Below are 25,075 nucleotides of genomic sequence, written 5' to 3' on the forward strand. Positions count from 1 at the left end.
CCTCACCATGAGCGTTCCCCTCTCCATCCTCGACCTCGCCCCCATCGCCCCCGGTGAGACCGCTCGCGACAGCTTCGCCGCCTCCGTCGCCCTGGCCCAGGAGGCCGAGCGGAACGGCTACCGCCGCGTCTGGTACGCCGAGCACCACAACATGGCGAGCATCGCCTCCAGCGCGACCTCGGTGCTCATCGCGCACGTCGCCTCGCAGACCTCCACGATCCGCCTCGGCTCCGGCGGCGTCATGCTGCCGAACCACTCCCCGCTCACCATCGCCGAGCAGTTCGGCACCCTCGAGACGCTGCACCCGGGCCGGATCGACCTCGGACTCGGCCGCGCCCCTGGCAGCGACCAGGCGACCTTCCGCGCGCTCCGCCGCGACCCCGACTCCTCCGAGCGCTTCCCGCAGGACGTGCTGGAGCTGCAGGCCTTCCTCGCCGGCGAGTCCCGCATCCCCGGAGTGAGCGCGACGCCCGGTGCCGGCACCCGCGTCCCCCTCTACATCCTCGGCTCCTCGCTCTTCGGCGCGCAGCTGGCCGCCGCGCTGGGCCTGCCGTACGCGTTCGCCTCGCACTTCGCTCCGGACGCGCTGCACCAGGCCGTCGCGGAGTACCGCCGCGGCTTCCGCCCCTCCGAGCAGCTCGACGCGCCCTACGTGATCGCCGGGATGAACGCCATCGCCTCCGACACCGAGGAGGACGCGCAGGAACAGTTCGCGCAGATGAAGCGCGCCCGTTTGATGATGCTGCTGCGCCAGAGCGGGCAGATCCCCGTCGGCCAGACCTTCGACGATGAGGAGCTCGACGCCCTGCTCAGCGCCCCGATCGGCGCCCACGTCGCGAGCATGACCACCTACACCGGTGTCGGCACCGGCGACCAGGTGGCTGACTACGCCGCCGACTTCGCCCGCTCCGCCGACGCCGACGAGGTCATCGTCGCCCACGCGTCGCTGCAGACGGAGGCGCGCCTGCGCTCGGTCGCTCTCCTCGCGCAGTCGAACGCGCGCGTCGCCGTCTGAGCCCGTCCGCAACCGAGGTCGAGCGGCCCGGCACCGGCCTGATGGCCACTGTCGGACGCTCCGGGCCTCGGTTGCGAACGGCCGGCCCTGGGCAGAGTGGGGGTCGGGCGGCGCACATCAGCGGACGCGAGCAGAAGTGAGCCTCTAATGGGGGCCACCTCTCGGGGCACGACCCCGGGAGGAGCGCGTCCGCGGTGCCAGGCTGAGCCCTGTGTCGACGATGACGGGCAAGCGGCGTGAGCCCGGGGACAGCCCTGCGCGGTCAGCGGCCCTGCTGCTGCGGGTCTGCGCGGGCGACCGGACCGCCTTCCGGCAGCTCTACTCGCTCACCGCGGGCCGGGTCGTCTCCGTCGCGGACGCCGTGCTCGACGACCGCGCCGCAGCCGAGGAGGTCGCGCAGGAGGTCTACCTCGAGCTCTGGCGCACCGCGCGCTCGCTCGACCCGGGCCGTCCCGTGCTCGCCTTCCTGGCCCAGGTCGCGCACCGCCGTGCCGTGGACCGCGCCCGGGCGGACCGGTCGGCGCGGCGCCGGGAGCTGCAGTACACGGTCCTCGACCGGCCGCGCGATCACGAGTGGGAGCGCTCGGACGTCCGGCTGGCCCTGGCGCCCGCGGCCGGCGCGATCCGGCAGCTCGCCGCCATCCACCACGACGTCCTCTACCTCGCCTACGTCCGCGGGTACAGCCACTCCGAGATCGCGGAGGAGCTGTCGATCCCGCTCGGCACCGTCAAGACCCGGCTGCGCGACACCCTCATCCGCCTGCACACCCACCTGCAGTCCGCCGGCCCGGCGGATCCGGACGGCGGACCGGGACGGCGCATCCGGCACTGACCGGTGGCGCGAACGCCTCTACGCGACCGGGGTTCCACGCTTCAGGACCGTGTCCGGCCCGCTCAGCCCGCCTGCGTCGCGCCCGAGACCGCGAGCCCGACGATCACCGTGAGCACCGTCGTCCACAGCGCGATCGCGACGCCCTGCCAGAGCAGGATCCGCCCGCGGCCGACTCCGGCGCCCGCCAGCATCACCGCGGTGAAGTGCGTCGGGAGCAGCAGCGGCCCCAGCAGGCTCACGCCCGGGACGCCGTAGCGGGTGAATGCCCGCTGGAACTTCTCGCGCCGCGGAGTCGTCCGCTTCGCCTCCGAGCGGCCCGTGATCGCCGAGCGGACGCCGGTGCCCAGCAGCACGAGCAGCGCCACGCAGACGAAGTTGCCGATCGCCCCCGCAAGCCCGGCGACGACCGGGTGGATGCCGCCGATGATCCCGATGCTCGCCGCCCCCTCGCCCTCGATGAAGGGGACGGCCCCGGCCGCGGCGACGACGAGGGGCTGCACGAGCTCGGGAACGCGGCCGATCAGGTCCTGGAATCCGAGGATCGCGTCGCTGATGATCGTCATGGTCGTGCCTTCCGGTACGTGGCCCCGGCTCTCGGGACTCCTCCATCCGACCGTGTCCGCGCCCGCTGCGGCAGTGCCGCCGGATCACCGCGTCCCGGGAGGATCGACGGCCCGAGGGGTGACAAGTGTCATGGTCGTAGCCTGGGCCGCATGGTGAACACGACCGAGGCGGATCCGCCCGTGCGCGCAGGCCGCGGCGTCGCCGTGACCTGGTGGTACACCCTCGCGTCGGCCGCCTCCTTCGTGGTGGTCGTCCTGGCCGTCTGGTCCGTGGCGGTGCTGAGCGCCGAGGCCGAGGAGTGGCGGAAGGCCGCCTACTTCCTGGGCGCGGCCGCCTGGGTCGCGGTGTTCTCGCCGACCGCGCTCGCGTACCGGCGCGCCGACCGCGAGGGCCCGGTGCGCCTCCGGGCCGCGCCGACCCTGGTCTTCTGCCTCGGAGTGGCGGCCGCCGCGCTCACCGGCACGGCCGCCGGGAGCCTCGCGCTCGGGCTCTCGCTCGCCGCGACCCTGGTCGCCGTGCTGCCCTGGCAGAGCGGCGTGCGGCTCCGGGTGATGGTGCTCTGCACGATCGTCCTCGCGGTCGCGGCGGTGCTCGAGCAGACGCGCGCGGCGCCGGACGCGTCGGCCGCGCTCTCGACCCTCCTGCTGTTCGCGACACTGCTGCCCCTGACGGTCGTCAGCGCGCTGTGGTGGTGGGACATCGTCCGCGAGCTCGACCGGGCGCGCGCCGCCGAGGGCCGGCTCGCCGCCGCGCAGGAGCGCCTGCTGCTCGCCGGCGACGTGCACGACCTCCAGGGCCACCACCTCCAGGTCATCGCGCTGCAGCTCGAGCTCGCCGAGCGCCTCCTCGGCAGCGACCCCGAGGCCGCTCTCGAGCAGCTGCGCGCCGCCCAGCGCTCGGTCGACGGCGCCCGCACCGGCACCCGCGAGCTGGCGACGCGCTTCCGCAGCGTCCCGCTCGCCGACGAGCTGGCCAACGCCGCCGACCTGCTCCGCTCGGCCGGGCTCCGCGTCGAGCTCGAGGTCGACCCGGCGGCGGCTCACGCGCCGGCCGAGACGCTCGGGCCGGTGGTCCGCGAGACGACGACGAACATCCTCAAGCACGGCGGCGGCTCCAGCGCGCGGCTGCGGCTCGCGCGGGAGCGGGACGAGTGGCGGTTCGAGGCGGTGAACGACCTGGCACCGGACGCGGAGGAGGCGGACGGGACCGGCTCGGGCGTCCTCGGCATGGCGGAGCGGGTCGAGCGGGCGGGCGGGACGCTGCGCGCCGGGGCGGTCCGCCGCTCCTTCGAGCTGGACGCGCGCCTGCCGGTGGGGAGCGACTCGTGATCCGGGTGCTGATCGCCGACGACGAGGACATGATCCGCACGGCGCTGGCCGCGCTCCTCCGCCTCGAGGAGGACCTCGAGATCGTGGGCGAGTGCCGCGACGGCGAGCAGGCGGTCGCGGAGGCGCTGCGCCTGCAGCCCGACGTGTGCCTGTTCGACGTCGAGATGCCCGGGCTCGACGGGATCGAGGCGGCGGAGCGGCTGCGCCGGGTCTCGGCGACGCGCGTCGTGGTCGTCACCCGGCACGCGCGGCCGGGGGTCCTGCGGCGAGCGCTCGGAGCGGGCGTCAGCGGCTTCCTGCCGAAGTCGCGCCGGGTCGAGGACGTCGCCGAGGTGATCCGCCAGGTCGCGAGCGGACGCCGCTACGTCGATCCGGAGATCGCCGCCGACGCCCTGGCGAGCACGCGCAGCCCGCTGACCGACCGCGAGCTCGACGTGCTCAGCGCCGGCTCCCGCGGCGAGACGATCGGCGAGATCGGCGCGGCGCTGCACCTCTCCTCCGGCACCGTCCGCAACCACGTCTCGTCGATCCTGCGCAAGCTCGACGTCGACACCCGCCAGCGCGCGGTCATCGAGGCCCGCGAGCGCGGCTGGATCTGAGCGCAGGCGCCGCAACGGCAGCCACTCCGCAGGAGTCGTCGCACTCGCGCTCGAGTGCGACGACTTCTGCGTTCTCGCGAGCGGTGCCCGTCAGGCCGTCGGCGTCCAGATCCGCATCGTCGACGGTCCGCGGTTCGCCCAGCGGTGGTACGGCCGGAACTCCGCCTCGAAGCGGCGCCCCTCCTCCACAGGCACGGAGCCGTAGGGCCAGCCGGATGCCGCCTCCCGCGCCACGAGGGACACGCGCGCTCCCTCCGCCGTCACGACGGGCGGCACCGACGCGTCGACCGCGATGTGCTCGGTGTCCAGGCCCTCGGGCAGGTCGAGCGACTCGATCGCGAGCACGAACGGCCCGCGCTCGAGGGCGACCTGGCCGCGCACCGCGTCGATCCGGGGGTGCGGGGCGACGAAGCGGGCCGTCATCGGCAGCGAGAGCCGCACGGTGTCGCCGGCGGAGAACGCCCGGCGGACGGTGACGGTCGGCGTCGAGACCGGCTCGCCGTCGAGCAGCGCCGAGCCCCGCGCGAACGGCGGCACCCGCAGCGTCAACGCGAACTCCGCGTCCTCGAGGATCCGCACGACGATCTCGCCGTCGGCCGGGTACTCCGTCTCGACGCCCAGCGCGACGCCTCCGGTGCGCACCTCGTACGCGCCGTACTGGTGCAGCTGCACGCCCTCGTCGGTGGCGGTGGCGAAGCCGAGCTCGACGCTCGCGAGGGTGCGGGCGGTGTTGGTCGGGCAGCACGAGACCCAGAACCAGGGCGCGCGGAGGCTGGACTGCGCGCGGTCGGTCTCGCGCGACTCGTCCGGCGCCACTCCGTCGACGCGCTGCTGCAGCGTGTTCGTGTAGAAGAAGGCGCGGCCGTCGTCGCGGGTGGCGGGGAGCACCGCGTTCAGCAGCGTCCGCTCCATCAGGTCCGCGTAGCGGTGCTCGTTCGAGCCGAGCAGGAGCCGCCAGCTGAGCATCGTGGAGCCGATCGCCGCGCAGGTCTCGGCATAGGCGCGGTCCGGCGGCAGCTCGTAGTCGGCGCCGAACGCCTCGTCCTGGTGGTGCGAGCCCATCCCGCCCGTGACGTAGGTGCGCCGCTCGACGGTCGCCTCCCACTGGCGGCGGACCGCCTCCTCCAGCTCGGCGTCGCCGGTCTCGACCGCGACATCGAGAGCCCCGGAGGCGAGGTAGAGGGCCCGCACCGCGTGGCCGCGCAGCACCTCCGCGTCGCGCACGGGCACGTCGTCCTGGAAGTACTCGGCGCCGAACGCGATCGGCTTCAGCGTCCCCGTCCCGCGCCGCTCCACGAAGAGGCGGGCCAGCTCGAGGTAGCGCTCCTCCCCCGTCGCCCGCGCCAGCTCGGCGAGCGCCGGCTCGATCTCGGGGTGGCCGCACACGGCGACCCTCCCCTCGGGCCCGAACTCGCGGTGCACGTGGTCGGCGAGCCGTCGGGCGACCTGCGGCAGGAGGTCGTCGTGCCCGGTGCGCAGCCGCGCCACGGCGGCCTGGATCAGGTGCCCGAAGCTGTACAGCTCGTGGCCCCACTCCAGGTCGGAGTAGCGCGCACGCTGGCCGGGCCGGCCGAAGCTCGTGTGCAGGTAGCCGTCCGGGTCCTGGGCGGAGGCGACCCGCGCGACGAGGTCGTCGTACCGCTCCTGCAGCCCGGTGTCGTCGCTCCGGCCGAGCTCCCAGGCCATGGCCTCGAGGAGCTTGTAGACCTCCGAGTCCACGAACTCGATGCCCGCGTGCGCGTCGCCGCCCTCGGCGGACGAGATCGAGCCGTCGGCCGCGCGGTCGAAGTTGCCGGCCCAGCCGACGCGCTCGATCCACGAGCGGCAGTGCTCGATGACGGCGGAGGAGTTGAGGTCCTGGTAGTGCTTCCAGAAGCCGCCGGTGAGGCTGATCTCGTCCTGGCGGAGCGGCCGGAGCACGCTCCGCGAGGGGGCGACCGGGCCGCCGAGGGCGGTGGCGGTGGGGGCGGTGAGGGTCACGGTGTCTCCTTGGAGGGACGGGTCAGTCCTTGACGGCGCCGGCGGTGACTCCCGCCGAGACGTACCGCTGGGCGACGACGAGGAGGACGGCTGCCGGGAGCGAGGCGACCACGGCGGTCGCCATGATCGAGTTCCACTCCTGGTTGTTGTTGCCGATGTACTTGTAGATGCCGAGGGTGATCGGCTGGAGCTTCCCTCCGCTGTCGAGCGTCGAGGCGAAGATGAAGTCCGACCAGGCCCAGAGGAACGCGAACAGCGAGACGGTGACGACGGAGTTGCGGCTGATCGGCATGATCACCGAGGTGAAGGTGCGCCAGGCGCTCGCTCCGTCCATCCGGGCCGCCTGGGTGAGCTCGTCGGGGATCCCCGACATGAAGGCCGTGAAGATCAGCACGCCGAACGGCACCGCGATGGTGGAGTCGGCCACGATCAGGCCCGGGATCGAGTTGAGCAGCCCCAGGTTGAGGTAGATGGCGTAGAAGCCCATCGCCATGATGATCGCCGGGATCATCTGCGCGATCAGCAGCACGAACGAGAGGGCCTGCCCGCCGCGGGGCCGCAGCTTCGCCAGCGAGTAGGCGGCGGGAGCGGCGATCGCCACGGTCAGCAGCACCGTGCCGAGGCCGACGACGAGGCTGGTGCCCAGGTAGGGCAGCTGCTCGCTCAGCACCGCCTGGTAGCCGGTGAACGTGGGAGAGAACGGGAACCAGTCCGGCGGATCCTTCCGCATCGAGCCGGTCGGAGTGAGGGAGACGTTGATCATCCAGTAGACGGGGAACAGCATGACCGCCGTGAGGGCGATCCCGACCACCGTCAGGTACCAGGGGCGTCGGGCGGTCACGAGTCGGCCTGCTTCCGCTGGACCCGGATGTACACGAGACCGAAGACGAGGGCCAGGATGATCAGCAGGTTGCCGACGGCCGCGGCCGGTCCGAAATCGGGCAGCATCGAGCCGAAGCCGAGCTGGTACGTCCAGGTGGCGAGCGTGGTCGAGGAGTCGGCGGGGCCGCCCTTCGTCATGATCCAGATGATGTCGAACACCTTCAGCGTGTAGACGAGGCCGAGCAGGATCGTGATCGCCGACACCGGCCGCAGCAGCGGCAGCGTGATCCGCCAGAACTGCTGGGCGCCGGTCGCGCCGTCGAGCGAGGCCGCCTCGTAGAGGTCCTGCGAGATGTTCTGCAGGCCGGAGTAGAGGATCACCAGGTTGAACGGGATGCCGATCCAGATGTTCGCGATCAGGACCGCGATCAGCGAGGTGGTCGGCGAGGTGAGCCAGTTGATCTGGCCGATCCCGAACGACTCCAGGAACGCGTTCACGATGCCGGAGTCGCTGTTGAGCATCCACGACCAGGTCGACGCCGAGACGATCAGCGGCAGGAGCCACGGCACCAGGAACAGCGCCCGGAGCGTGCTCGCCAGCGGGAAGCGGCGGTAGAAGAACACGGCGAGCGCCAGCCCCAGCGTGAACTGGAAGAGGAGCGAGACGCCGGTGAAGACCGCCGTGTGCAGCAGCGCCGGGCCGAAGGTCGCGTCCTGGAACACCTGGACGTAGTTGTCGAACCAGACGAAGGGTGCGTTCCCCTGCACGAACGAGCGGACCGTGTAGTCCTTCAGGCTCAGCTCGAGGTTGCGGTAGAGCGGGAACGCGTAGAAGACGAGCAGGTAGGCGACGAGCGGGGCGAGGAACGCCCACGCGACCAGACGGCCGCCCTCGGGGCGCCGGCGGCGCCGACGGCTCTCGGCGGCCGGGGCGGGCGGGGCCGGCGGCTCGGTGCCGCGCCGCAGGAGGCGGGCGGTCTCGGTGGCAGTGGTCATGGTCTCTCCCGTCCCCCCGGCCGGTGCGCGGAGCACCGGCCGGGGGGACCTCGTTCGGGGAGCGGGAGCCCCCGGTCGTCCTACTTCGTGGCGGATTCGGCGGCCGACTGGGCGGCCTTCAGGGCGTCCTCGGGAGACTGCGAGCCGCTGAGCACGGTCTGCACCGCGCCCCACAGCTGCTCCGAGATCTTCGGGTACTTCGTGCCGAGGTCGTCCGAGGTGCGGCCCTTCGCGGCCTGCACGGCGGTGACCCACGGCTCGAGGTCGGCGTTGCCGGCGACCTGCTCCTGCTGCGCCTCGGCCGTCGGCGCGATGTACGAGAGCGTGTTGTCGGTCGTGACCAGGCTCTCCGTCGAGGTCAGGCACTCGGCGATCTTCTTCGAGGTCTCGTAGCGCGCCGTGTCCGACTGCACCGGGAGGGTGAGGAACTCGCCTCCGGTCGGTGCGGGGGCCGCTCCGCCGTCCTTCGACGGGATGGTCAGGACGCCGTAGTCGATGCCCGAGGCCTTCGCGTTGGCCAGCTGCCAGGTGCCGTTCTCGCCGAACGCGTACTCGCCGGTCTCGAACTCCTGCCAGCTCGTGGTCTGCGTGTTGCCGATCACGGAGTTGGGCGCGTAGCCCTTCTCGAGCCAGTCGCTCCAGAGCGAGACGGCGTCGACCGCGGCGGGCGAGTCGAGGTCGGTCAGCTCGGCGCCGGAGCCCCAGAACCACGGCAGGAACTGGAAGGTCCCCTCCTCCGTGCCGATGCCGGAGAACGTGATGCCCTTGCCGCCGGAGGCGGTGACCTTCTCGAGCGCGTCGGTCAGCCCGGCCCAGTCCGTGATGGAGGCGGCGTCCACGCCGGCCTTCTCGAGCACGGCCTTGTTGTAGTACAACGCGAGCGTGTTGGCGCCGATCGGCACGCCGAAGGTGTCGCTGCCGGTCTGGCCGGCCGCGAGGATGTTCGCGTCGATCCCCTCGGTGGAGAGCCCGGACTCGGCGGTCGTGGTCAGGATGCCCGACTCCGCGAGCGTCGAGACAACAGGGTTGTCGACGAGCAGGAGGTCGGGCGAGTTGCCCTGCTGACCGGCGAGCAGCGCCTTGTTGGTCAGGTCGGTGGTGTCGTAGCCGGTGCGCTCGACGGTGACGCCGGCCTCGGTCCCGCAGGAGTCGATGAGCTTCGCCCAGTCGGACGACTCGTCGAACTGGGGGTACGGGTCCCAGAACGTGTAGCTGCCTCCCGCGGCGGAGCCGGAGTCTCCCCCGGAGCCGCTCGCGCAGCCGGTCAGTGCGGCGGCGGCCGTCCCCAGCAGGACGGCGGCGGCGAGGCCCCGAGCGTGCTTCCTCGTCTTCACGGATGATCCCTTCGTCGTTGACGGATTCCTCGGCAGTCGTCCCGATCGTCTACGCCGGGCCGAAACTACTTTCTGTCGGGTAAACCTAGGCAGGGTCGGTCAGCGCGTCAAGAGATGCGACCTTTTCGGTCTTTTCGGTTTTTCGCCGGAGTCGTGCGAGGATCGACGCGGCGGCCCGCCGGGCCCGGAACGGAGGCGCGGTGCCACCACGCAAGCCCACCGGCACCATCACGCTCACCGACGTGGCGGCCGCCGCCGGCGTCTCGATCGCCACCGCCTCCAAGGCGCTCAACGGCCGCGACCAGGTGCGCGCCGAGACCCGCCAGCGCGTGCTGGACGCCGCCGAGGCCCTCTCCTTCACCCCGAACCCGTTCGCGCAGGCCCTCAACTCCCGGCGCACGGGCACCATCGGGATGCTCACCAACGACCTCGACAACCGTTTCGTGCTCCCCGTGCTGCTCGGCGCCGAGGACGCGTTCGGCGCCGGATCGACGTCGGTGCTCCTCTGCGACGCCCGCGGCGACTCGATCCGCGAGCAGCACCACATCAAGAACCTGCTCGCCAAGCGCGTCGACGGGATCGTGGTGCTCGGCCGGACGACGAACCCGCGCCCTTCGATCACCCGCACCATCCCGGTGCCGGTCGTCTACGCCTACGCGCCCTCGGAGGATCCGCGCGACTCCTCCTTCACGCCCGACAACGTGCAGGCCGGCGTCCTCGCCGCCCGCCACCTGATCGAGCGCGGACGGACGAGGATCGCCCTCGTCAACGGCGAGCCGAGCTACACCGCCGCGCACGACCGCGCCCGGGGCGTCGAGCAGGCGCTGACGGAGGCGGGGCTGCCGCTGGTCGGCGGCGGCGTCCTCTTCGGGCAGTGGTCCGAGAGCTGGGGCCGCCAGTGCGCAGAGACGCTGCTGCGCGCGCATCCGGACCTCGACGCGATCATCTGCGCGAGCGACCAGATCGCCCGCGGCACCCTCGACCACCTGCGCGAGACCGGCCGGCGGGTGCCGCAGGACGTGGCCGTCGTCGGCTTCGACAACTGGGACCTCCTCGTCGAGGCCGCCCGCCCGCCGCTCTCGAGCATCGACATGATGCTCGACACGCTCGGCCGCGCCGCCGCGGAGGAGCTCTCGAACGCGATCCACGGACGTCCGACCGCGGGCGTGCAGGCCATGCCCGTCCGCCTCGTACCGCGGGAGTCCTCCGGCTGACGCCCCCGCCCTCCGCGAGAACGCGGACGTCGTCGCACTCGAGCTCCAGAACGACGACTCCTGCGTTCCCGCGACCTGCCGACCGGGGCTCGCGGAATCGGATGTTGACGCCGCGCTCTCGGATGTGTACTTTCCAGTTATACGAATAACCGAGACCACGAGGAGGTGGGTCATGGCCGGACGGACGGCGACGATGAGGCAGGTCGCGGAGCGCGCCGGCGTCTCCCAGGCCACCGTGTCCCTCGTGCTCAACAACGCTCCCGGCAACCGCGTCACCGAGGCCACCCGAGCCCGCGTGATGGAGGCGGTCGAGGATCTCGGCTACCGCACCAACGCCTTCGCGAAGTCGCTCCGCAGCGGGCAGTCGGGGATGATCGGCTTCGTCTCGGACGAGGTCGCCAGCTCACCCTTCGCCGGCCGCCTGCTGAAGGGCGCGCAGATGCGGGCCTGGGAGAGCGGCCACATCATCCTCAGCGTCGACACCTTCGGCGAGCGCGCCCTCGAGGAGTCGGCGATCGACATGATGCTGTCGTACCGCGTGCTCGGCGTCATCTACGCCTCGATGTACCACCGCGTCGTCGAGGTGCCGGAGGCGCTGGGCGACGTGCCCACCGTGGTCGTGAACGCCCAGTCCGCCGGCGGGCGCTTCTCGAGCGTCTTCCCGGACGAGGAGGAGGGCGGGTACACCGCCACCAGCCAGCTGACGGGCGCCGGCCACCGCCGCATCGCCTACATCGACATCCAGCCGGCCGACAGCGATCTCCCCGCGGGTGTCGGACGGCGAGCGGGCTACCGCCGCGCCCTCGAGGAGGCGGGCCTCACCGTGGACCCCCGCCTCGTCCGGCACGGCTCCGGCGGCACCGTCGAGGACGGCCTCGCGCTCACCGCGGAGCTCCTCGACGAGGCCGATCCCCCCACCGCGATCTTCTGCGGCAACGACCGCACCGCCTGGGGCGCCTACCGGGCTCTCGAGGCGCGCGGCCTCCGCGTGCCCGAGGACTGCTCCATCGTCGGCTTCGACGACCAGGAGACCCTCGCCTCCTACCTCGACCCCGGCCTCACGACCGTCGCGCTCCCCCACGAGCGCATGGCCCGCGACGCCGTCTCCCTCCTCCTCGCGGAACCGCGCGAGGAGCCCCGACCCCATCCCATCCATTGCTCACCGGTCCTCCGCGGATCGGTGACGAGTGCAGAGGTGCGCGCATGACGACGATGAAGTCCGCCCCCGGGATCCCCCGGCCACGGCGCCTCCTGAGCCCGAGGCAGCGCCTCGGCTCCGCTGCGAGACGCGCCCTGCGCTCCTGGCAGTTATACGTACTACTGACCCCGGCACTCGTCTTCGTGGCGCTGTTCAAGTACTGGCCGATGTACGGCGCCCAGATCGCCTTCCGCGACTACAACCCGTCGCTCGGCTTCTCGGGCAGCCCGTGGGTGGGCCTGGACAACTTCACCCGCTTCGTCTCGTCGTTCCAGTTCGGGCGCCTGATCGAGAACACCCTGACGGTGAACGCCCTGGGGCTGCTCATCGCCTTCCCGGTGCCGATCGTGCTCGCGCTGATCGTCAACCAGCTGCAGAGCGAGCGGTTCAAGAAGTTCACGCAGACGGTGCTCTACTCGCCGTCCTTCATCTCGGTCGTCGTGGTCGTGGGCATGATCCACCTGCTCTTCTCGCCGCGGTCCGGGATCGTGAACAGCGCGATCGTCGCCCTCGGGGGAGAGCCGGTGTTCTTCATGGGCTCGCCGGACTGGTTCCGGCCCCTCTACATCGGCTCCGACATCTGGCAGAACGCCGGATTCTCGATGATCGTCTACCTCGCCGCCCTCACCGCGATCGACCCGGCTCTGCACGAGGCCGCCCGCGTCGACGGAGCGAGCAAGTGGCAGCGGATCCGCCACATCGACATCCCGGGCATCCTGCCGGTGATCACGATCCTGTTCATCCTGGCGATCGGCAATCTCTTCAACCTCGGATTCGAGAAGGTCCTGCTCATGCAGACCGACCTCAACCTCCCGACCTCCGAGGTGATCCAGACCTACGTCTACAAGGCGGGGCTGCAGCAGGCGCAGTTCAGCTACTCGGCCGCCATCGGCCTCTTCAACTCCCTGATCAACCTCGTCCTGCTGGCGACCTTCAACCAGGTCGCCCGCCGTGCGGGCCAATCGAGCCTCTGGTGACGACGCCATGACACAGACCATCCACCCCGACCGCGCCGTCCGCGAGCCGTCGGCACCGACTCCCCCTCGCCGCACCGCCCCGGCGAAGCGCACCGGACGGTACGCGGACCCCGTGTTCAACACGATCGCGATCGCCGTCCTGCTCCTGGCGATCGTCGCGATCGTCTACCCGATGTACTTCATCGTGATCGCCTCGTTCAGCGAGCCGTCGCAGATCCTCAACGGGAACGTCTGGCTCTGGCCGGCCGGCTTCACCCTCGAGGGCTACGGGCGTATCTTCTCGGACGGCGCGATCTGGCAGGGCTTCGGCAACTCGGTCCTGTACACGGTCGTCGGCACCGCGATCAGCGTCAGCACGATCCTCTGCGCGGCCTACGCCCTGTCGAGGAAGGACCTCTACGGGCGGACCGTCTTCCTCCTGATCTTCATCCTCACGATGTTCATCGACGGAGGCCTGATCGCCCGCTACCTGGTGGTGCGCGACCTCGGGATGCTGGACACGATCTGGGCCGTGGTCCTGCCCGGCGCGGTCGGCGTCTGGAACCTGATCATCGCCCGCGCCTTCTTCGAGAACAACGTGCCGGGCGAGCTGCGCGACGCCGCTCAGATGGACGGCGCGAGCGACTTCCGCTTCTTCTTCAGCATCGTCCTGCCGCTGTCGAAGCCGCTGATCTTCCTCATGATCATGATCCACCTCGTGGCCAACTGGAACGCCTTCTTCGACGCCCTGATCTACCTCGACGACGAGAGCAAGTACCCGCTCCAGCTGGTGCTGCGCAACGTCCTGATCCAGTCCGAGGTCACCTCCGCAGGCGGCTCCGGAGCGATGGACTCCTACGCCGCCGCCCAGCGCCTGGGCGAGCTGATCAAGTACGGAATGATCGTCGTCTCGACGATCCCCCTCTTGATCGTCCTGCCCTTCATGCAGAAGCACTTCACCAAGGGCGCCCTTCTCGGCGCCGTGAAGAGCTGACCCTCCACCCCTCCCGCACCACCCTTTCGACAAGAGGAACACGAACGATGAGACACCGCAGTTTCTTCACCACCACCGCACTCGCCCTCTCCGGCGGACTGCTCCTGGCCGGCTGCACGACCGGCGGCGGGAACGACCCCGTCCAGGACCGCTCGAGCGAGGTCGGCTTCAACGAGACCGGCCTGCCGATCGTCGACGACACGCTGTCGCTGACCTTCGGCGGCACCAAGTCCGCCCTGTCCCCCGACTACTCCTCGATGCAGCTCGTGCAGCAGTGGGAGGAGGACACCAACATCTCGATCGACTGGAAGAACCTCCCGGAGCAGGTCTACGCCGAGAAGAAGAACCTCCTCCTCGCCAGCGACGACGTGCCGAACGTGCTGTTCAACTCGGGCCTCACCGACGCCGAGATCGTGCAGTACGGCGAGAACGGCACGCTCCTGCCCCTCGAGGACCTGATCGAGGAGCACGCGCCGACCCTCTCCGCGATCCTCGAGGACCGGCCCGACATCCGCGCCGCGCTCACCGCCTCGGACGGCCACATCTACACGCTGCCCTCGGTCGAGGAGCTCGGGATCCTCCAGTACCCGAACTTCCTCTTCATCAACACCGCCTGGCTCGACGCGCTCGGCCTCCCGATACCGACGACGATCGAGGAGTACCGGGCCGCGCTCGAGGCCTTCAGAACCGGCGACCCCAACGGCAACGGCAAGGCCGACGAGATCCCGCTGTCCTTCCGCACCGACTCCTTCTGCGGCAACCCGCACGACCTGATCGCGGCGCTCGGCGGGCAGCCGGAGAACAACGACCACCGCATCGTGGTCGACGGGAAGGTGCAGTTCACGGCCGACACCGACGGCTACAAGCAGGGCGTCGAGGCGCTCTCCGACTGGTACGCCGACGGGCTCATCGACCCCGAGTCGTTCTCGCAGGACGACGTCGCCTTCCTCTCCAAGGGCAAGGCCGACACCCCGGTCCTCGGCTCCTTCTTCTGGTGGGAGGCGAAGGAGATGGTCGGCGAGGACCGCCTCGGCGACTACGCGATCCTCGGCGTGCTCGAGGGCGTCGACGGCGAGAAGCGCGCCAGCGTCACCAGCAACCAGGAGATCAACCGCGGCGCGATGGCGATCACCCGCTCCAACGAGTACCCCGCCGCCACGATGCGCTGGGCCGACCGCCTCTTCGACCCCGAGATGAGCGCCCAGAGCAGCTGGGGACCCCTCGGCGTGACCCTCCAGAAGGACGAGGCCACCGGCCTCCTCGTGCAGATCCCCGCCGCCGCCGGCGAGGCCGAGGGCGAGCGCCGCCAGAAGGTCGCCCCGGGCGGCCCGAAGATCACCACCGAGAAGGACTTCGAGACCGTCGTGGCCCCCGAGCCGCGCGCCAAGGAGCGCCAGGACCTGGTGAACGAGTACTACCTCCCCTACAAGGCGAACGACGCCTACCCGCCGGTGATGCTCTCGAACGACGAGCTCGACCGCGTCTCGTACGCGCTGACCGACATCAACACCCTGGTGAAGGAGAAGTTCGCCGCCTGGATCGTCAACGGGACCGTCGACAGCGAGTGGGACTCCTACGTCTCGCAGCTGGAGTCGATGGGCGCCTCCGACGTGACCGCGACGTACCAGCAGGCCTACGACCGCTTCCAGAACGGCGGCGAGTAGTCCCCGGGGGCGCGGGCGGCAGCCGCCCGCGCCCCTCGTCCGGCCGCACCGAACCCCTCTCCTCAGGAGCCCTTGTGACCATCACCACGACGACCGACGCCTGGCGTCCGTCCGCCCACTTCACCGCCCGATCCACCTGGCTGAACGACCCGAACGGGCTCCTCTTCCACAACGGCACCTACCACCTGTTCTTCCAGAACAACCCGACCGGCAGCACCTGGGGCAACATGTCCTGGGGCCACGCGACCTCGACCGATCTGGTGTCGTGGAGCGAGCAGCCCGTCGCGATCCCCGTCCTCGACGGCGAGATGGCCTTCTCCGGCAGCGCCGTCGCCGACGTCCGCAACACGGCGGGCTTCGCCGGCCCCGGCGAGACTGCCCTCGTCGCGGTCTACACGGCCGCCCGCGACGCCCTCCCGGACGGCACCGGAGCCTCGCAGGCCCAGGCGCTCGCCTACAGCGTCGACGACGGCGCCACCTGGACCCGGTACGCGGGCAACCCCGTCCTCGACATCGGCTCCGCGGAGTTCCGCGATCCGAAGGTCTTCTGGTTCGGCGGGGACGACGGCCACTGGGTGATGGTCGCCGTCGAGGCGGTCGACCGCCGCGTCGCGGTCTACACCTCGCCCGACCTGATCGCGTGGACCCGGCGCTCCCACTTCGGCCCCGCCCATGCCACGGGCGGCGTCTGGGAGTGCCCGGACCTCTTCCCGCTGCGCGTGCGCGGCACCGACGAGGTCCGCTGGATGATGATCGTGAGCCTCAACCCGGGCGGCATCGCCGGCGGCTCCGGCAGCCAGTACTTCCTCGGCGACTTCGACGGAGCCGAGTTCACCGCCGACCGGCTCAGCGCGTCCGAGGACCCCGCCGACTACGACTGGCTCGACTACGGCCGGGACTACTACGCGGCCGTCTCCTTCAACGACGCTCCCGAGGGCCGCCGCCTCACGATCGCGTGGGCCAGCAACTGGGACTACGCGAACGAGACGCCCACCGGCCCGTGGCGCTCGTCCATGTCGCTCGTGCGCGAGCTCGACCTCGTCCGCGGGGCCGACGGCCGTCTCCGCCTCGCGCAGCGGGCGGTCCTGCCGACCGGGCCGGCGTCCCGCGACGTCCGCGTCTTCGACGTCGACGTGTCCCGCCTCCCCGGCGACCGCACCGAGCTGCGCCTGCTCACCGGCACGACCGACGACGAAGTGGTGCTCACGGTCGACGGCGACGAGGGAGTGCTGACCTGCGACCGCACGCGCAGCGGCGCGGTGGACTTCGCGGCGTCCTTCCCCTCGGTCGACTGGGCTCCGCTGCCCGCGCCGGACGAGTCGGGGCGGATCCCGGTCCGCATCGTCGTCGACGCCTCGGTGGTCGAGGTGTTCCTCGGCGGGGGTCTCAGCACCCTCACCCAGCTCGTCTTCCCGTCGGCGCCGTTCACGACGCTGCAGGTCCGCGCGGCGGCGGAGTGAGCGGGCCCGGCGCGGGCTCCGGCAGCGGCCCCGGCTCGGACTCCGGCTCTCGCGTCCTCGTCGTCGGCGAGACCGTCGTCGACGTCGTCGAGCGGGACGGGAGCCGGTCGGAGCACGTCGGCGGCTCGCCCGCGACCGTCGCCGTCGCCCTCTCCCGGCTCGGCCGCTCCGTCCGCTTCGCCACCGCCCTGGGCGACGACGAGCGCGGACGCCGGGCCCGGGCGCACCTGGAGGAGTCCGGAGTCGCGGTGTCGGCGCCCGCGCGCGGCACCACGTCGACCGCGGCGGCGGTCATCGGCGCCGACGGGTCGGCCCGGTACGAGTTCGACCTCAGCTGGAACCCGGACCGCGTCGATCCCGACGGAGCCGCGCACCTCCACACCGGGTCGATCGCCGCCTTCCTGCATCCCGGCGCAGACACGGTCGCGGACCTGCTCGACCGTCTGCCGCCCGGGACCTCCGTCAGCCTCGACCCCAACATCCGGCCCGAGGTGCTCCCTCCGCGCGCCGAGGTCCACCGCGTCCTCGAGCGGCTCCTCCGGCGCTGCCATCTGGTGAAGCTGAGCGACGAGGACGCCGAGTGGCTCCACCCCGGCGACTCCGTCGACGCCGTCCTCGACCGCCTCCTGGCTGCCGGCCCTGCGCTGGCGGTCGTCACGCGGGGCGGCGAGGGCATGGTCCTCGCGTCCCGCCGGGCCCGGGTCGTCGTCCCCGCCTCCCGCATCGCCGTCGCGGACACCATCGGCGCCGGCGACACGGCGATGGCCGGGCTGATCGACGCCCTCCTCGACAGCGGGACCACCGCTCTCGACGAGGACGCCCTCCTCGCGGCGGGCCGGTGGGCGGCCCGGGCGGCGGGAGTCACCGCCTCCCGCATCGGCGCGGACCCGCCCCTCCGAGCCGAGCTGGCCGGGGTCTGACGACCGGGCGGAGCGGATCCCGGCATCGAGCGGACGCCCGCGTTCCGAGCAGAACGGTCGCGCACTCCTCGCATGCCGCCTTCCGCCCCGAGGCACTGCCCCTACCGCGATGTCCCGGCGATCGGAGCGGCGTCTCGACGCACGAGCGGGCCCGACGGCACCGGGATACACCCGTGTCACGAGCAGTGCGTGCTCACCAGGACGCGCACCCGCCTCCTGCCCGGACACCGCCCCACGTCCGAGACACCGCCTGCTCAGCGGTGCCCCGACGCTCGGAGCGGCGTCTCGACGCACGAGCGGGCCTGCGCGCATCGGCGAGGACACCCGAGGGACGGGCGGAGCGCGATCGTGGGCGCAGACGTGCGCCGGACCCCTCGGGAGTCCGGCGCACGGCCTGGCGGTGATCAGCTGCCGGTGATCAGCCGGGATCAGCTGCCGGTGCGCTCACTGCGGCGTCGGAGGGTGAGGATCAGACCGCCGCCGACCAGGGCGAGCAGGCCCAGCACTCCGGCGGTCGCCGTCGCTGCGGCGTCCACTCCGGTCGAGGCGAGAGCCGGACCGCGGGGACCGTTCGACCCGGACACGGGAACGACCGCGGCGTGGGAGGGCGCCGGTCGCGGCGCTGTGGTCGCGGTCGGAGTCGGCGAGGCCGTGGGCGTCGCGGTCGGCGTGGTGGTGGGGGTCACCGTCGGCGTGGTCGTCGGCGTGGCCGTCGGAGCCACGGTGGGCGTGATCGTGGGAGTCGCCGTCGGAGCCACGGTGGGCGTAATCGTGGGAGTCGCCGTCGGAGCCACGGTGGGCGCGATCGTGGGAGTCACCGTCGGAGTGACGGTGGGAGTCACCGTCGGGGTGACGGTGGGAGTCACGGTCGGCGTGACGGTCGGGGTGATAGTGGGCGTGACCGTCGGCGTCACGGTCGGCGTGACTGTCGGCGTGACGGTGGGGGTCACGGTCGGCGTGACGGTGGGGGTCACCGTCGGGGTCACGGTCGGAGTGATGGTCGGCGTGACCGTGGGCGTCACGGTCGGCGTGACCGTGGGGGTCACGGTCGGCGTCACGGTCGGCGTGACCGTCGGGGTCACGGTCGGCGTCCCGGTCGGCGTGACCGTAGGGGTCACGGTCGGCGTAACGGTGGGCGTGACCGTCGGGGTCACGGTGGGCGTGACCGTCGGCGTCACGGTGGGCGTGACCGTCGGCGTCACGGTCGGAGTGATGGTCGGAGTCGCCGTCGGCGACGATCCGCCGTCGGTGGGCTCGCAGCCCGGCTCGGTGAAGTCGTTGGAATCGAGCGTGACCGCTCCCGTGCGGGCCAGTGCGCGGCCCTCGACGGAGACGCCCGTCGTCACCGTGATCGAGGCCGAGGCGAGCACGGAGCCCACGAAGTCCGAGTCGGTGCCGAGCGTCGCGGAGCTGCCGATCTGCCAGTAGACGTTGCAGGCCTGCGCTCCGTTGATCAGGGCCACCGTGCTCGACGAGGCCGTCGTCAGCGTCGACGCGGCGCGGATCACGAAGACCGCCTCGTTGACGCCCTCGGCGTCGAGCGTGAGCGTCCCTGTCACTCCGACCGGTCCGGCCGCGGTGTAGACCCCGGGTTTCAGCGTCCGGCCGCCGATCTCGGCGCCGATCTGCGCCGTCGTCGCCTGCGAGGCGAGCTGTCCGTAGGCGGTGCCCACGTCGGCCTGGGCCTGCGCCGCCTCCGCGTCTCCGCGATGGATCACTCCGTCCGTCCGCCCGGGCGGGAACCCGGTGACGGCGGTCAGCGGGCTGACCCCGACGTTCTGGTCGAGGACGCTCGACCCCGTGTTCGTCACGGTCGACGCGGCCAGGACCGAGTAGTCCTCCGCCGTGCCGAGGTCGGGAGCAGTGGCCGCCTGCGCCGAGACGCCGGCGAAGAGCGCGGCGCCGACGACGGCGAGGACGACACCCGTCCCGATCGCCCCTCTTCTGCGGTTCTGCCGATGACGGCGGAGCGAGGTACGAGAGGACACGTGCGGCATGAGGCCAGCGATCTGCCCACGTCAGCGTGAGCTCAACAACCCGAGGTGGGAGGCTCGAACCGTAGGTCGCGCTCCTCGCCCGCGTCTACGCCGCGACCCTGACGGGGGGGCAGGATCCGCCGACGGCGTCCCCCGACCCGGGACATGGCCGCCACTGGAGTCCTCGCGCCGGTGACGGCGGACCCGGCCGGCGGAGCGGATCAGCGGTGACGCCCGCGGCACCCGAACCGGTCGGAGTGCCGTGCGTCCCGGAGCCCTCAGCCGAGAGCCGCCACCCGCTCGATCACGCCCTCGCCCAGCCGGGCGACGTACCCCTCCGGATCCGGCCCGGCCGGGGCCAGCTGCACGTGGTCGATCCCGAGCGCCGCGTACTCCTCCATCGCGCGGACGAAGCCGTCGGGGTCGCCGATCGGATCGCCGCCCCCGGTGATGGTCTTCGTGATCGTCGCGTAGTCGCGCCCGAGGTCGTCGCAGTGCCGCTTCAGCACGTCGAGCTTGTGCGCCACGTCGTCCGCGCCGGTGCCGAACAGGTTGCAGGCGTCGCCGTACTGCGCGACCAGCCGCAGCGTCTTCCTCTCGCCGCCGCCGCCGATGAGGATGGGCGGGCCGGGCTGCTGGATCGGCGCCGGGTGGTTCAGCGTCTCGGCGAGCCGGTAGTGCATCCCCTCGAACGGCCCGTCGTCGTCGGTCCACATCTGACGGCAGATCCGCAGCGTCTCCTCCAGCCGCTCGAACCGCTCCTTCAGCGGCGGGTACGGCACGCCGAGCCCGAGGTGCTCGCGCTCGTACCAGGCGGCGCCGATGCCGAGCATCGCGCGCCCGCCGGAGAGCACGTCGAGGGTGGTGACGATCTTCGCGAGCAGTCCCGGATGGCGGTACGTCACGCCGGTGACGAGGAGCCCCAGCCGCATCCGCTCCGTCCGGCCGGCGACGAAGCCGAGCGAGGTGTAGCCCTCGAGCATCGGATCCTCGCTCGTCGCGAAGTGCTCCATCTGGAAGTAGTGGTCCATCAGCGTGAACCAGGCGCAGCCGACGTCCTCGGCCGTCCGCGCGGTCGCTCCGAGGATCGGCGCGATCCCCGCGCTTCCGCCCGGAAGGGTGAAGTCCATGAAGTGAATGCCGAGCTGCACGCGCGTCTCCTGTCGTCCCGGGATGTCCAGGAGCCAGTGTGCGCCGAGCCACCGCTCAACACGCCGACGCGCCCGCCTCTGAGCGGCGTCTCATCCGTTCCGCGGCGTCTCGGCCGATCGCACCCGCCGAGGCGCGGCCGCGCTCACTCGCAGACGCGGAAGCGGTTCCGGTCGAACCCGACGACGTCGCCGACGACGAGCTGGCGCCCGCGGCGCAGATCCACTTCGCCGTTGACGGTCACCATCCCCTCGGCGACCGCCTCCTTGGCCTCGCCGCCCGAGAGGATCCCAGCGAACTTGAGGAACTGGCCCAGGCGGATCGACCCGCCGCCCAGCGGGACGTCGACGGGCTCGGGGACGGCAGCGGCACCTGTCACGTCAGACCGCCGGGATGTCGGCGAAGCGCGAGAAGTGGCCGTGGAAGCCCACGGTCACCGTGCGGGTCGGGCCGTTGCGGTGCTTGGCGACGATGAGGTCGGCCTCGCCCGCGCGCGGGTTGTCCTTCTCGTAGGCGCTCTCGCGATGCAGGAGGATCACCATGTCGGCGTCCTGCTCGATCGAGCCGGACTCGCGGAGGTCCGAGATCGCGGGGAGCTTGTCGGCGCGCTGCTCGGGGCCTCGGTTCAGCTGCGAGAGCGCGATGACCGGCACCTGCAGCTCTTTCGCGAGGAGCTTGAGGGCACGCGAGAACTCCGAGACCTCCTGCTGGCGGCTCTCGACCTTCTTGCCGGAGGTCATCAGCTGCAGGTAGTCGATGACGACCATCTTGAGCCCGACCCGCTGCTTGAGCCGGCGGCACTTCGCCCGGATCTCGACGAGGGTCATGTTGGGCGAGTCGTCGATGTAGAGCGGCGCGTCGTTGATCCGGCCGCGGGTCGAGGCGATGGTCGTCCAGTCGCGCTGGTCGACCGTGCCCTTGCGCATGTGCTGCAGCGGCACGGACGCCTCGGCCGAGAGGAGGCGCATCGCGATCTCGCTGCGCCCCATCTCGAGGGAGAAGAAGATCGTGGCCATGTTGTGCTTGATCGCGGCGGCGCGGGCGAAGTCGAGCGCCAGCGTCGACTTTCCGAGCGCGGGGCGCGCGGCGACGATGATCATCTGCCCGGCGTGGAAGCCGTTGGTCAGGTCGTCGAGGTCGGCGAAGCCGGTGGGGACGCCGGTGAAGCTGCCGTCCTTGTGAGCGGCCGCCTCGATCTCGTCGATCGCGACGGTCACCGCGTCGGTCAGCGGGACGTAGTCCTCCGCCGTCTCGGAGCCGGTGACGTTGTAGATCTCGGCCTGCGCCGTGTTGACCAGGTCGAGCACCTCGCCCTCGCCCTGGTAGCCCATCTGCGCGATGCGGGTGCCCGCCTCGACGAGGCGGCGCAGCAGAGCGCGCTCGGCGACGATGGAGGCGTAGTAGCCCGCGTTGGCCGCGGTGGGGACCATCGAGGTGAGCGTGTGCAGGTAGTCGGCGCCGCCGGCCCGCTGCAGCTCGCCCTGCTTCGTGAGCTCGTCGGTGACCGCGATGACGTCGGTGGGCTCGCCGTGCGAGTAGAGGGCGAGGATCGCGTCGAAGACGATCTCGTGCTTGGGGATGTAGAAGTCGGTGCCCTTGACGCTCTCGACGACGTCGGCGACCGCGTCCTTCGAGAGCAGCATGCCGCCCAGCGCCGACTGCTCGGCGAGGAGGTCGTGCGGAGGGGTCCGCTCGTTCCCGCGCGACTCGCCGCGGTCTCCGCGACCGTCCCGTCCGTCCGAGCCGGGTACCGCCAGGTGCGCGATCGTCATGCCTTCGCCTCCTCCTGTCGGGTGCTGCGCGTCCGGTCGAGCCGGTGCCGGGATCCGGTCTACCAGCGACCTCCGACAGCGGCGCACGGGCGCCTGCCCGCACCCCTCGCGGGGCGCTGCGCCACCCTACGGACCGCCGCCCGCGGCACGCAAACCGCCCTGTGGAGAGAGCTGTGCAGAACCGAGGGGAAACGCCGGGCCCACTGTGGGCAACATGTGGACAACCCTGTGGGATCAGCGGCTCTCAGCAAGTTTTTTCTGGCCTCTGACCAGGCATTCACCGCTTTCCACAGGTGTGTGGGGAAACGAGTCTCAAGACCACAGTGAAGGTTGGTCCCGCTGAAGGGTGTATGTGGATGGAGCTGTGGAGAACGGGAACGACGAAGGGCGGTGCGAGGGACTCGGAAGTCCCGTCGCACCGCCCTCCGCGGCGTTCTCGCGGCCTTACTTGGCCGCGACCACCTGCAGCTTCACAGTGGCCTGGATGTCGTCACGCAGACGCACCACGGCCTCGTGCTCGCCGACGTGCTTGATCGCGTTCGAGATGACGATCTTGCGCTTGTCGAGCTCGCCAAATCCGGCCGCCGCCACCGCGTTCGCGATATCGGAGGTCTTCACCGAGCCGAACAGGCGGCCGTCCTTGCCGGCCTTGACCGTCAGCTTCACGCGGTTGGCCTCGAGGACCTGCTTGGTGTGCTGGGCCTCTTCGATGGTCTTGTGCTCACGAGCGGCTCGCGCCGACTTGATCTGCTCGACCTGCTTCTCGCCACCGCGGGTCCACGCGACGCCGAAGCCCTGCGGGATGAGGTAGTTGCGGGCGAACCCGTTCTTCACGTCGACGACGTCGCCGGCCGAGCCGAGTCCGTCGACCTCGTGGGTCAGGATGACCTTGGACATACCGTTACCTACCTTCCGCTGCCGGCGTAGGGCAGGAGCGCCATCTCGCGGGCGTTCTTGACGGCACGGGCGATGAGGCGCTGCTCCTGAACGGAGACGCCGGTGATACGACGGGCGCGGATCTTCCCGCGCTCCGAGATGAACTTGCGGAGGGTCGCGACGTCCTTGTAGTCGATGACACCCACGCGGACCGACTTCGCGGGGGCCGCGTTCTTCGCGCCCTTGCCGCGGATCGGCTTGCGGCGGTCGCCGCTGCTCTTTCCAGCCATAGTGGTTTCCTTAGATTCTGGTTCGCCCCTGCCCCGCCGCGAGCGATCGCGGTGCGGGGGAGGCGTGATTCAGGTGAGGAGAGCGTCCGAGCCGAGGCTCAGAACGGCGTCTCGTCGTTGTAGCTGCCCGGCGTGCTCCACACGTCGCCACCGGCGGGAGCGCTCGGCGCCCACGGCTCCTCGGCCTGACCGCCACGGTTGCCGCCGGCGTTGCCGGAGCCCCCCTGACCGCCGCTGCCGAAGCCGCCCTGGCCGCCGCCGATCTGACCGCCGTTGCCCTGGCCGCCACCGGCCTGGCCGCGTCCGCCTCCACCGGAGGCGCGCGTGACCTGCGCGGTCGCGTAGCGCAGCGAGGGCCCGATCTCGTCGATCTCGAGCTCGATGCTGGTGCGCTTCTCGCCTTCCTTCGTCTCGTAGGAGCGCTGCTTCAGGCGGCCGGTCGCGATGACGCGGCTGCCCTTGGTCAGCGTTCCTGCGACGTTCTCGGCGAACTCGCGCCAGACGGAGGCGCGGAGGAACAGCGCTTCGCCGTCCTTCCAGTCGTTCGCCTGACGGTCGAAGGTGCGCGGCGTGGAGGCGATGGTGAAGTTCGCGACCGCGAGCCCGCCCTGCGTGTAGCGCAGCTCGGGGTCGGCGGTGAGGTTCCCCACCACGGTGATGATCGTCTCGCCGGCCATGAGCGCTACGCCTTGGGAGCGGCCGAGGCCTTGGCGGCCTTGCGGGCGGCCTTCTCGTCGGCGAGCTTCGCGGCGGCCGCGACCTGGGCGATGCCCTCTTCGGCCCGCAGCACCTTGGTGCGCATGACGGCCTCGGACAGCTTCAGCTGACGGTCGAGCTCGTTCGCTGCGGCGGAGGTCGACGTGAAGTCGACGACGGCGTAGATGCCCTCGGACTTCTTGTTGATCTCGTACGCCAGACGACGGCGGCCCCAGACGTCGACCTTGTCGATGGATCCACCATCGGTGCGGATGACGTTGAGGAACTTGTCGAGACTCGGAGCGACGGTGCGCTCATCGATCTCGGGGTCCAGGATGACCATGATCTCGTACTGATGCGTCACTAACCCACCTCCTTCGGACTGAACGGCCACGGTATTTCCGTGACAGGAGGGTATGTAGCATCTGCCCACTCCCGCG

24 protein-coding genes are annotated in these 25,075 nt (G+C 71.3%); 11 read left to right on the top strand and 13 right to left on the bottom strand.

Annotation, left to right across the window (positions count from 1 at the left end):
- Window positions 1-7: 7 nt before the first annotated feature.
- The gene (locus C5D09_RS05565; protein ID WP_104247036.1) at window positions 8-1,015 is read left to right on the top strand and encodes an LLM class flavin-dependent oxidoreductase; all 1,008 of its coding nucleotides are present in this window, start codon (window positions 8-10) and stop codon (window positions 1,013-1,015) included.
- 220 nt (window positions 1,016-1,235) lie between these two features.
- Complete coding sequence (locus tag C5D09_RS05570) at window positions 1,236-1,847, top strand: sigma-70 family RNA polymerase sigma factor (RefSeq protein WP_244229683.1); 612 nt, start codon at window positions 1,236-1,238, stop codon at window positions 1,845-1,847.
- Window positions 1,848-1,909: 62 nt separating this feature from the next.
- On the opposite strand, the gene C5D09_RS05575 is transcribed toward C5D09_RS05570, so the two are convergent.
- Window positions 1,910-2,410, bottom strand: coding sequence for a small multidrug efflux protein (locus C5D09_RS05575; RefSeq protein ID WP_104225805.1), 501 nt, complete (start codon window positions 2,408-2,410; stop codon window positions 1,910-1,912).
- Between the two features lie 150 nt (window positions 2,411-2,560).
- On the opposite strand from C5D09_RS05575, the gene C5D09_RS05580 reads away from it, so the two are divergent.
- Window positions 2,561-3,739, top strand: coding sequence for a sensor histidine kinase (locus C5D09_RS05580; RefSeq protein WP_104268801.1), 1,179 nt, complete (start codon window positions 2,561-2,563; stop codon window positions 3,737-3,739).
- Entirely contained in the window at window positions 3,736-4,338 is a 603-nt protein-coding gene (locus tag C5D09_RS05585) for a response regulator transcription factor (protein ID WP_104222701.1), read from the top strand. The genes C5D09_RS05580 and C5D09_RS05585 overlap by 4 nt, the downstream gene beginning before the upstream one ends.
- 90 nt (window positions 4,339-4,428) lie before the next feature.
- Here the strand turns inward: C5D09_RS05585 and C5D09_RS05590 are convergent, their stop codons facing one another.
- The 4 genes from C5D09_RS05590 to C5D09_RS05605 form a co-directional block, all read right to left on the bottom strand.
- On the bottom strand, window positions 4,429-6,318 hold the full coding sequence (locus tag C5D09_RS05590; RefSeq protein ID WP_104268802.1) for a glycoside hydrolase family 127 protein: 1,890 nt from the start codon (window positions 6,316-6,318) through the stop codon (window positions 4,429-4,431).
- Window positions 6,319-6,340: 22 nt separating this feature from the next.
- Entirely contained in the window at window positions 6,341-7,159 is an 819-nt protein-coding gene (locus tag C5D09_RS05595; protein WP_104222699.1) for a carbohydrate ABC transporter permease, read from the bottom strand.
- Window positions 7,156-8,136: a carbohydrate ABC transporter permease gene (locus C5D09_RS05600; RefSeq protein ID WP_104247032.1), complete on the bottom strand. Its 981-nt coding sequence runs from the start codon at window positions 8,134-8,136 to the stop codon at window positions 7,156-7,158. The genes C5D09_RS05595 and C5D09_RS05600 overlap by 4 nt, the downstream gene beginning before the upstream one ends.
- Before the next feature lie 80 nt (window positions 8,137-8,216).
- Window positions 8,217-9,470 carry an extracellular solute-binding protein gene (locus C5D09_RS05605; protein ID WP_104225801.1) on the bottom strand — a complete coding sequence of 418 codons (1,254 nt, stop codon included), beginning with the start codon at window positions 9,468-9,470 and terminating at the stop codon, window positions 8,217-8,219.
- Between the two features lie 200 nt (window positions 9,471-9,670).
- Between C5D09_RS05605 and C5D09_RS05610 the strand changes: the two genes are divergently transcribed.
- From C5D09_RS05610 to C5D09_RS05640, 7 genes are all read left to right on the top strand, one after another.
- Entirely contained in the window at window positions 9,671-10,684 is a 1,014-nt protein-coding gene (locus tag C5D09_RS05610) for a LacI family DNA-binding transcriptional regulator (protein WP_104225800.1), read from the top strand.
- A 172-nt stretch (window positions 10,685-10,856) separates the two neighbouring features.
- Complete coding sequence (locus tag C5D09_RS05615) at window positions 10,857-11,891, top strand: LacI family DNA-binding transcriptional regulator (RefSeq protein WP_104268803.1); 1,035 nt, start codon at window positions 10,857-10,859, stop codon at window positions 11,889-11,891.
- Window positions 11,888-12,859 carry a sugar ABC transporter permease gene (locus C5D09_RS05620; RefSeq protein WP_244229528.1) on the top strand — a complete coding sequence of 324 codons (972 nt, stop codon included), beginning with the start codon at window positions 11,888-11,890 and terminating at the stop codon, window positions 12,857-12,859. Before C5D09_RS05615 ends, C5D09_RS05620 begins: the two co-directional genes overlap by 4 nt.
- Before the next feature lie 7 nt (window positions 12,860-12,866).
- Window positions 12,867-13,832, top strand: a complete 966-nt coding sequence (locus tag C5D09_RS05625; protein WP_104268804.1) for a carbohydrate ABC transporter permease — start codon at window positions 12,867-12,869, stop codon at window positions 13,830-13,832.
- A 47-nt stretch (window positions 13,833-13,879) separates the two neighbouring features.
- Entirely contained in the window at window positions 13,880-15,496 is a 1,617-nt protein-coding gene (locus tag C5D09_RS05630; protein WP_104268805.1) for an ABC transporter substrate-binding protein, read from the top strand.
- 74 nt (window positions 15,497-15,570) lie between these two features.
- The gene (locus C5D09_RS05635) at window positions 15,571-16,956 is read left to right on the top strand and encodes a glycoside hydrolase family 32 protein (RefSeq protein WP_104268806.1); all 1,386 of its coding nucleotides are present in this window, start codon (window positions 15,571-15,573) and stop codon (window positions 16,954-16,956) included.
- Window positions 16,953-17,876, top strand: a complete 924-nt coding sequence (locus tag C5D09_RS05640) for a carbohydrate kinase family protein (RefSeq protein WP_104268807.1) — start codon at window positions 16,953-16,955, stop codon at window positions 17,874-17,876. Before C5D09_RS05635 ends, C5D09_RS05640 begins: the two co-directional genes overlap by 4 nt.
- A gap of 428 nt (window positions 17,877-18,304) precedes the next feature.
- Here the strand turns inward: C5D09_RS05640 and C5D09_RS05645 are convergent, their stop codons facing one another.
- The 8 genes from C5D09_RS05645 to rpsF all read right to left on the bottom strand — a co-directional run bounded on the left by C5D09_RS05645 (window position 18,305) and on the right by rpsF (window position 24,999).
- Window positions 18,305-19,864, bottom strand: coding sequence for an ice-binding family protein (locus tag C5D09_RS05645; protein WP_181135009.1), 1,560 nt, complete (start codon window positions 19,862-19,864; stop codon window positions 18,305-18,307).
- A gap of 266 nt (window positions 19,865-20,130) precedes the next feature.
- Window positions 20,131-21,003, bottom strand: coding sequence for an LLM class F420-dependent oxidoreductase (locus C5D09_RS05650; protein WP_181135010.1), 873 nt, complete (start codon window positions 21,001-21,003; stop codon window positions 20,131-20,133).
- A 143-nt stretch (window positions 21,004-21,146) separates the two neighbouring features.
- On the bottom strand, window positions 21,147-21,380 hold the full coding sequence (locus C5D09_RS05655) for an RNA-binding S4 domain-containing protein (protein WP_104268809.1): 234 nt from the start codon (window positions 21,378-21,380) through the stop codon (window positions 21,147-21,149).
- A 1-nt stretch (window position 21,381) separates the two neighbouring features.
- Window positions 21,382-22,773 carry a replicative DNA helicase gene (gene dnaB / locus C5D09_RS05660; RefSeq protein ID WP_104225797.1) on the bottom strand — a complete coding sequence of 464 codons (1,392 nt, stop codon included), beginning with the start codon at window positions 22,771-22,773 and terminating at the stop codon, window positions 21,382-21,384.
- Between the two features lie 444 nt (window positions 22,774-23,217).
- Window positions 23,218-23,670 (bottom strand): 50S ribosomal protein L9, encoded by a 453-nt coding sequence (rplI, locus tag C5D09_RS05665; protein ID WP_104222692.1) that lies wholly within the window; start codon window positions 23,668-23,670, stop codon window positions 23,218-23,220.
- A gap of 8 nt (window positions 23,671-23,678) precedes the next feature.
- On the bottom strand, window positions 23,679-23,939 hold the full coding sequence (gene rpsR / locus C5D09_RS05670; RefSeq protein WP_055784551.1) for a 30S ribosomal protein S18: 261 nt from the start codon (window positions 23,937-23,939) through the stop codon (window positions 23,679-23,681).
- Between the two features lie 98 nt (window positions 23,940-24,037).
- Window positions 24,038-24,616 carry a single-stranded DNA-binding protein gene (locus C5D09_RS05675; protein ID WP_104268810.1) on the bottom strand — a complete coding sequence of 193 codons (579 nt, stop codon included), beginning with the start codon at window positions 24,614-24,616 and terminating at the stop codon, window positions 24,038-24,040.
- 5 nt (window positions 24,617-24,621) lie between these two features.
- Window positions 24,622-24,999 (bottom strand): 30S ribosomal protein S6, encoded by a 378-nt coding sequence (gene rpsF / locus C5D09_RS05680; RefSeq protein WP_068207796.1) that lies wholly within the window; start codon window positions 24,997-24,999, stop codon window positions 24,622-24,624.
- Between the last annotated feature and the right edge of the window lie 76 nt (window positions 25,000-25,075).

The sequence above is a fragment of the Rathayibacter sp. AY1C9 genome (assembly GCF_002932315.1).
Taxonomy (GTDB): Bacteria; Actinomycetota; Actinomycetes; order Actinomycetales; family Microbacteriaceae; genus Rathayibacter.

What these genes read in the sequence shown, in the direction of transcription:
- C5D09_RS05565 (WP_104247036.1), top strand. Translation starts at nt 8, where the DNA reads ATGAGCGTTCCCCTCTCCATCCTCGACCTCGCCCCCATCGCCCCCGGT.
- C5D09_RS05570 (WP_244229683.1), top strand. Translation starts at nt 1,236, where the DNA reads ATGACGGGCAAGCGGCGTGAGCCCGGGGACAGCCCTGCGCGGTCAGCG.
- C5D09_RS05575 (WP_104225805.1), bottom strand. Translation starts at nt 2,410, where the DNA reads ATGACGATCATCAGCGACGCGATCCTCGGATTCCAGGACCTGATCGGC.
- C5D09_RS05580 (WP_104268801.1), top strand. Translation starts at nt 2,561, where the DNA reads ATGGTGAACACGACCGAGGCGGATCCGCCCGTGCGCGCAGGCCGCGGC.
- C5D09_RS05600 (WP_104247032.1), bottom strand. Translation starts at nt 8,136, where the DNA reads ATGACCACTGCCACCGAGACCGCCCGCCTCCTGCGGCGCGGCACCGAG.
- C5D09_RS05615 (WP_104268803.1), top strand. Translation starts at nt 10,857, where the DNA reads ATGGCCGGACGGACGGCGACGATGAGGCAGGTCGCGGAGCGCGCCGGC.
- C5D09_RS05620 (WP_244229528.1), top strand. Translation starts at nt 11,888, where the DNA reads ATGACGACGATGAAGTCCGCCCCCGGGATCCCCCGGCCACGGCGCCTC.
- C5D09_RS05625 (WP_104268804.1), top strand. Translation starts at nt 12,867, where the DNA reads ATGACACAGACCATCCACCCCGACCGCGCCGTCCGCGAGCCGTCGGCA.
- C5D09_RS05630 (WP_104268805.1), top strand. Translation starts at nt 13,880, where the DNA reads ATGAGACACCGCAGTTTCTTCACCACCACCGCACTCGCCCTCTCCGGC.
- dnaB (WP_104225797.1), bottom strand. Translation starts at nt 22,773, where the DNA reads ATGACGATCGCGCACCTGGCGGTACCCGGCTCGGACGGACGGGACGGT.
- rplI (WP_104222692.1), bottom strand. Translation starts at nt 23,670, where the DNA reads ATGTCCAAGGTCATCCTGACCCACGAGGTCGACGGACTCGGCTCGGCC.
- rpsR (WP_055784551.1), bottom strand. Translation starts at nt 23,939, where the DNA reads ATGGCTGGAAAGAGCAGCGGCGACCGCCGCAAGCCGATCCGCGGCAAG.
- C5D09_RS05675 (WP_104268810.1), bottom strand. Translation starts at nt 24,616, where the DNA reads ATGGCCGGCGAGACGATCATCACCGTGGTGGGGAACCTCACCGCCGAC.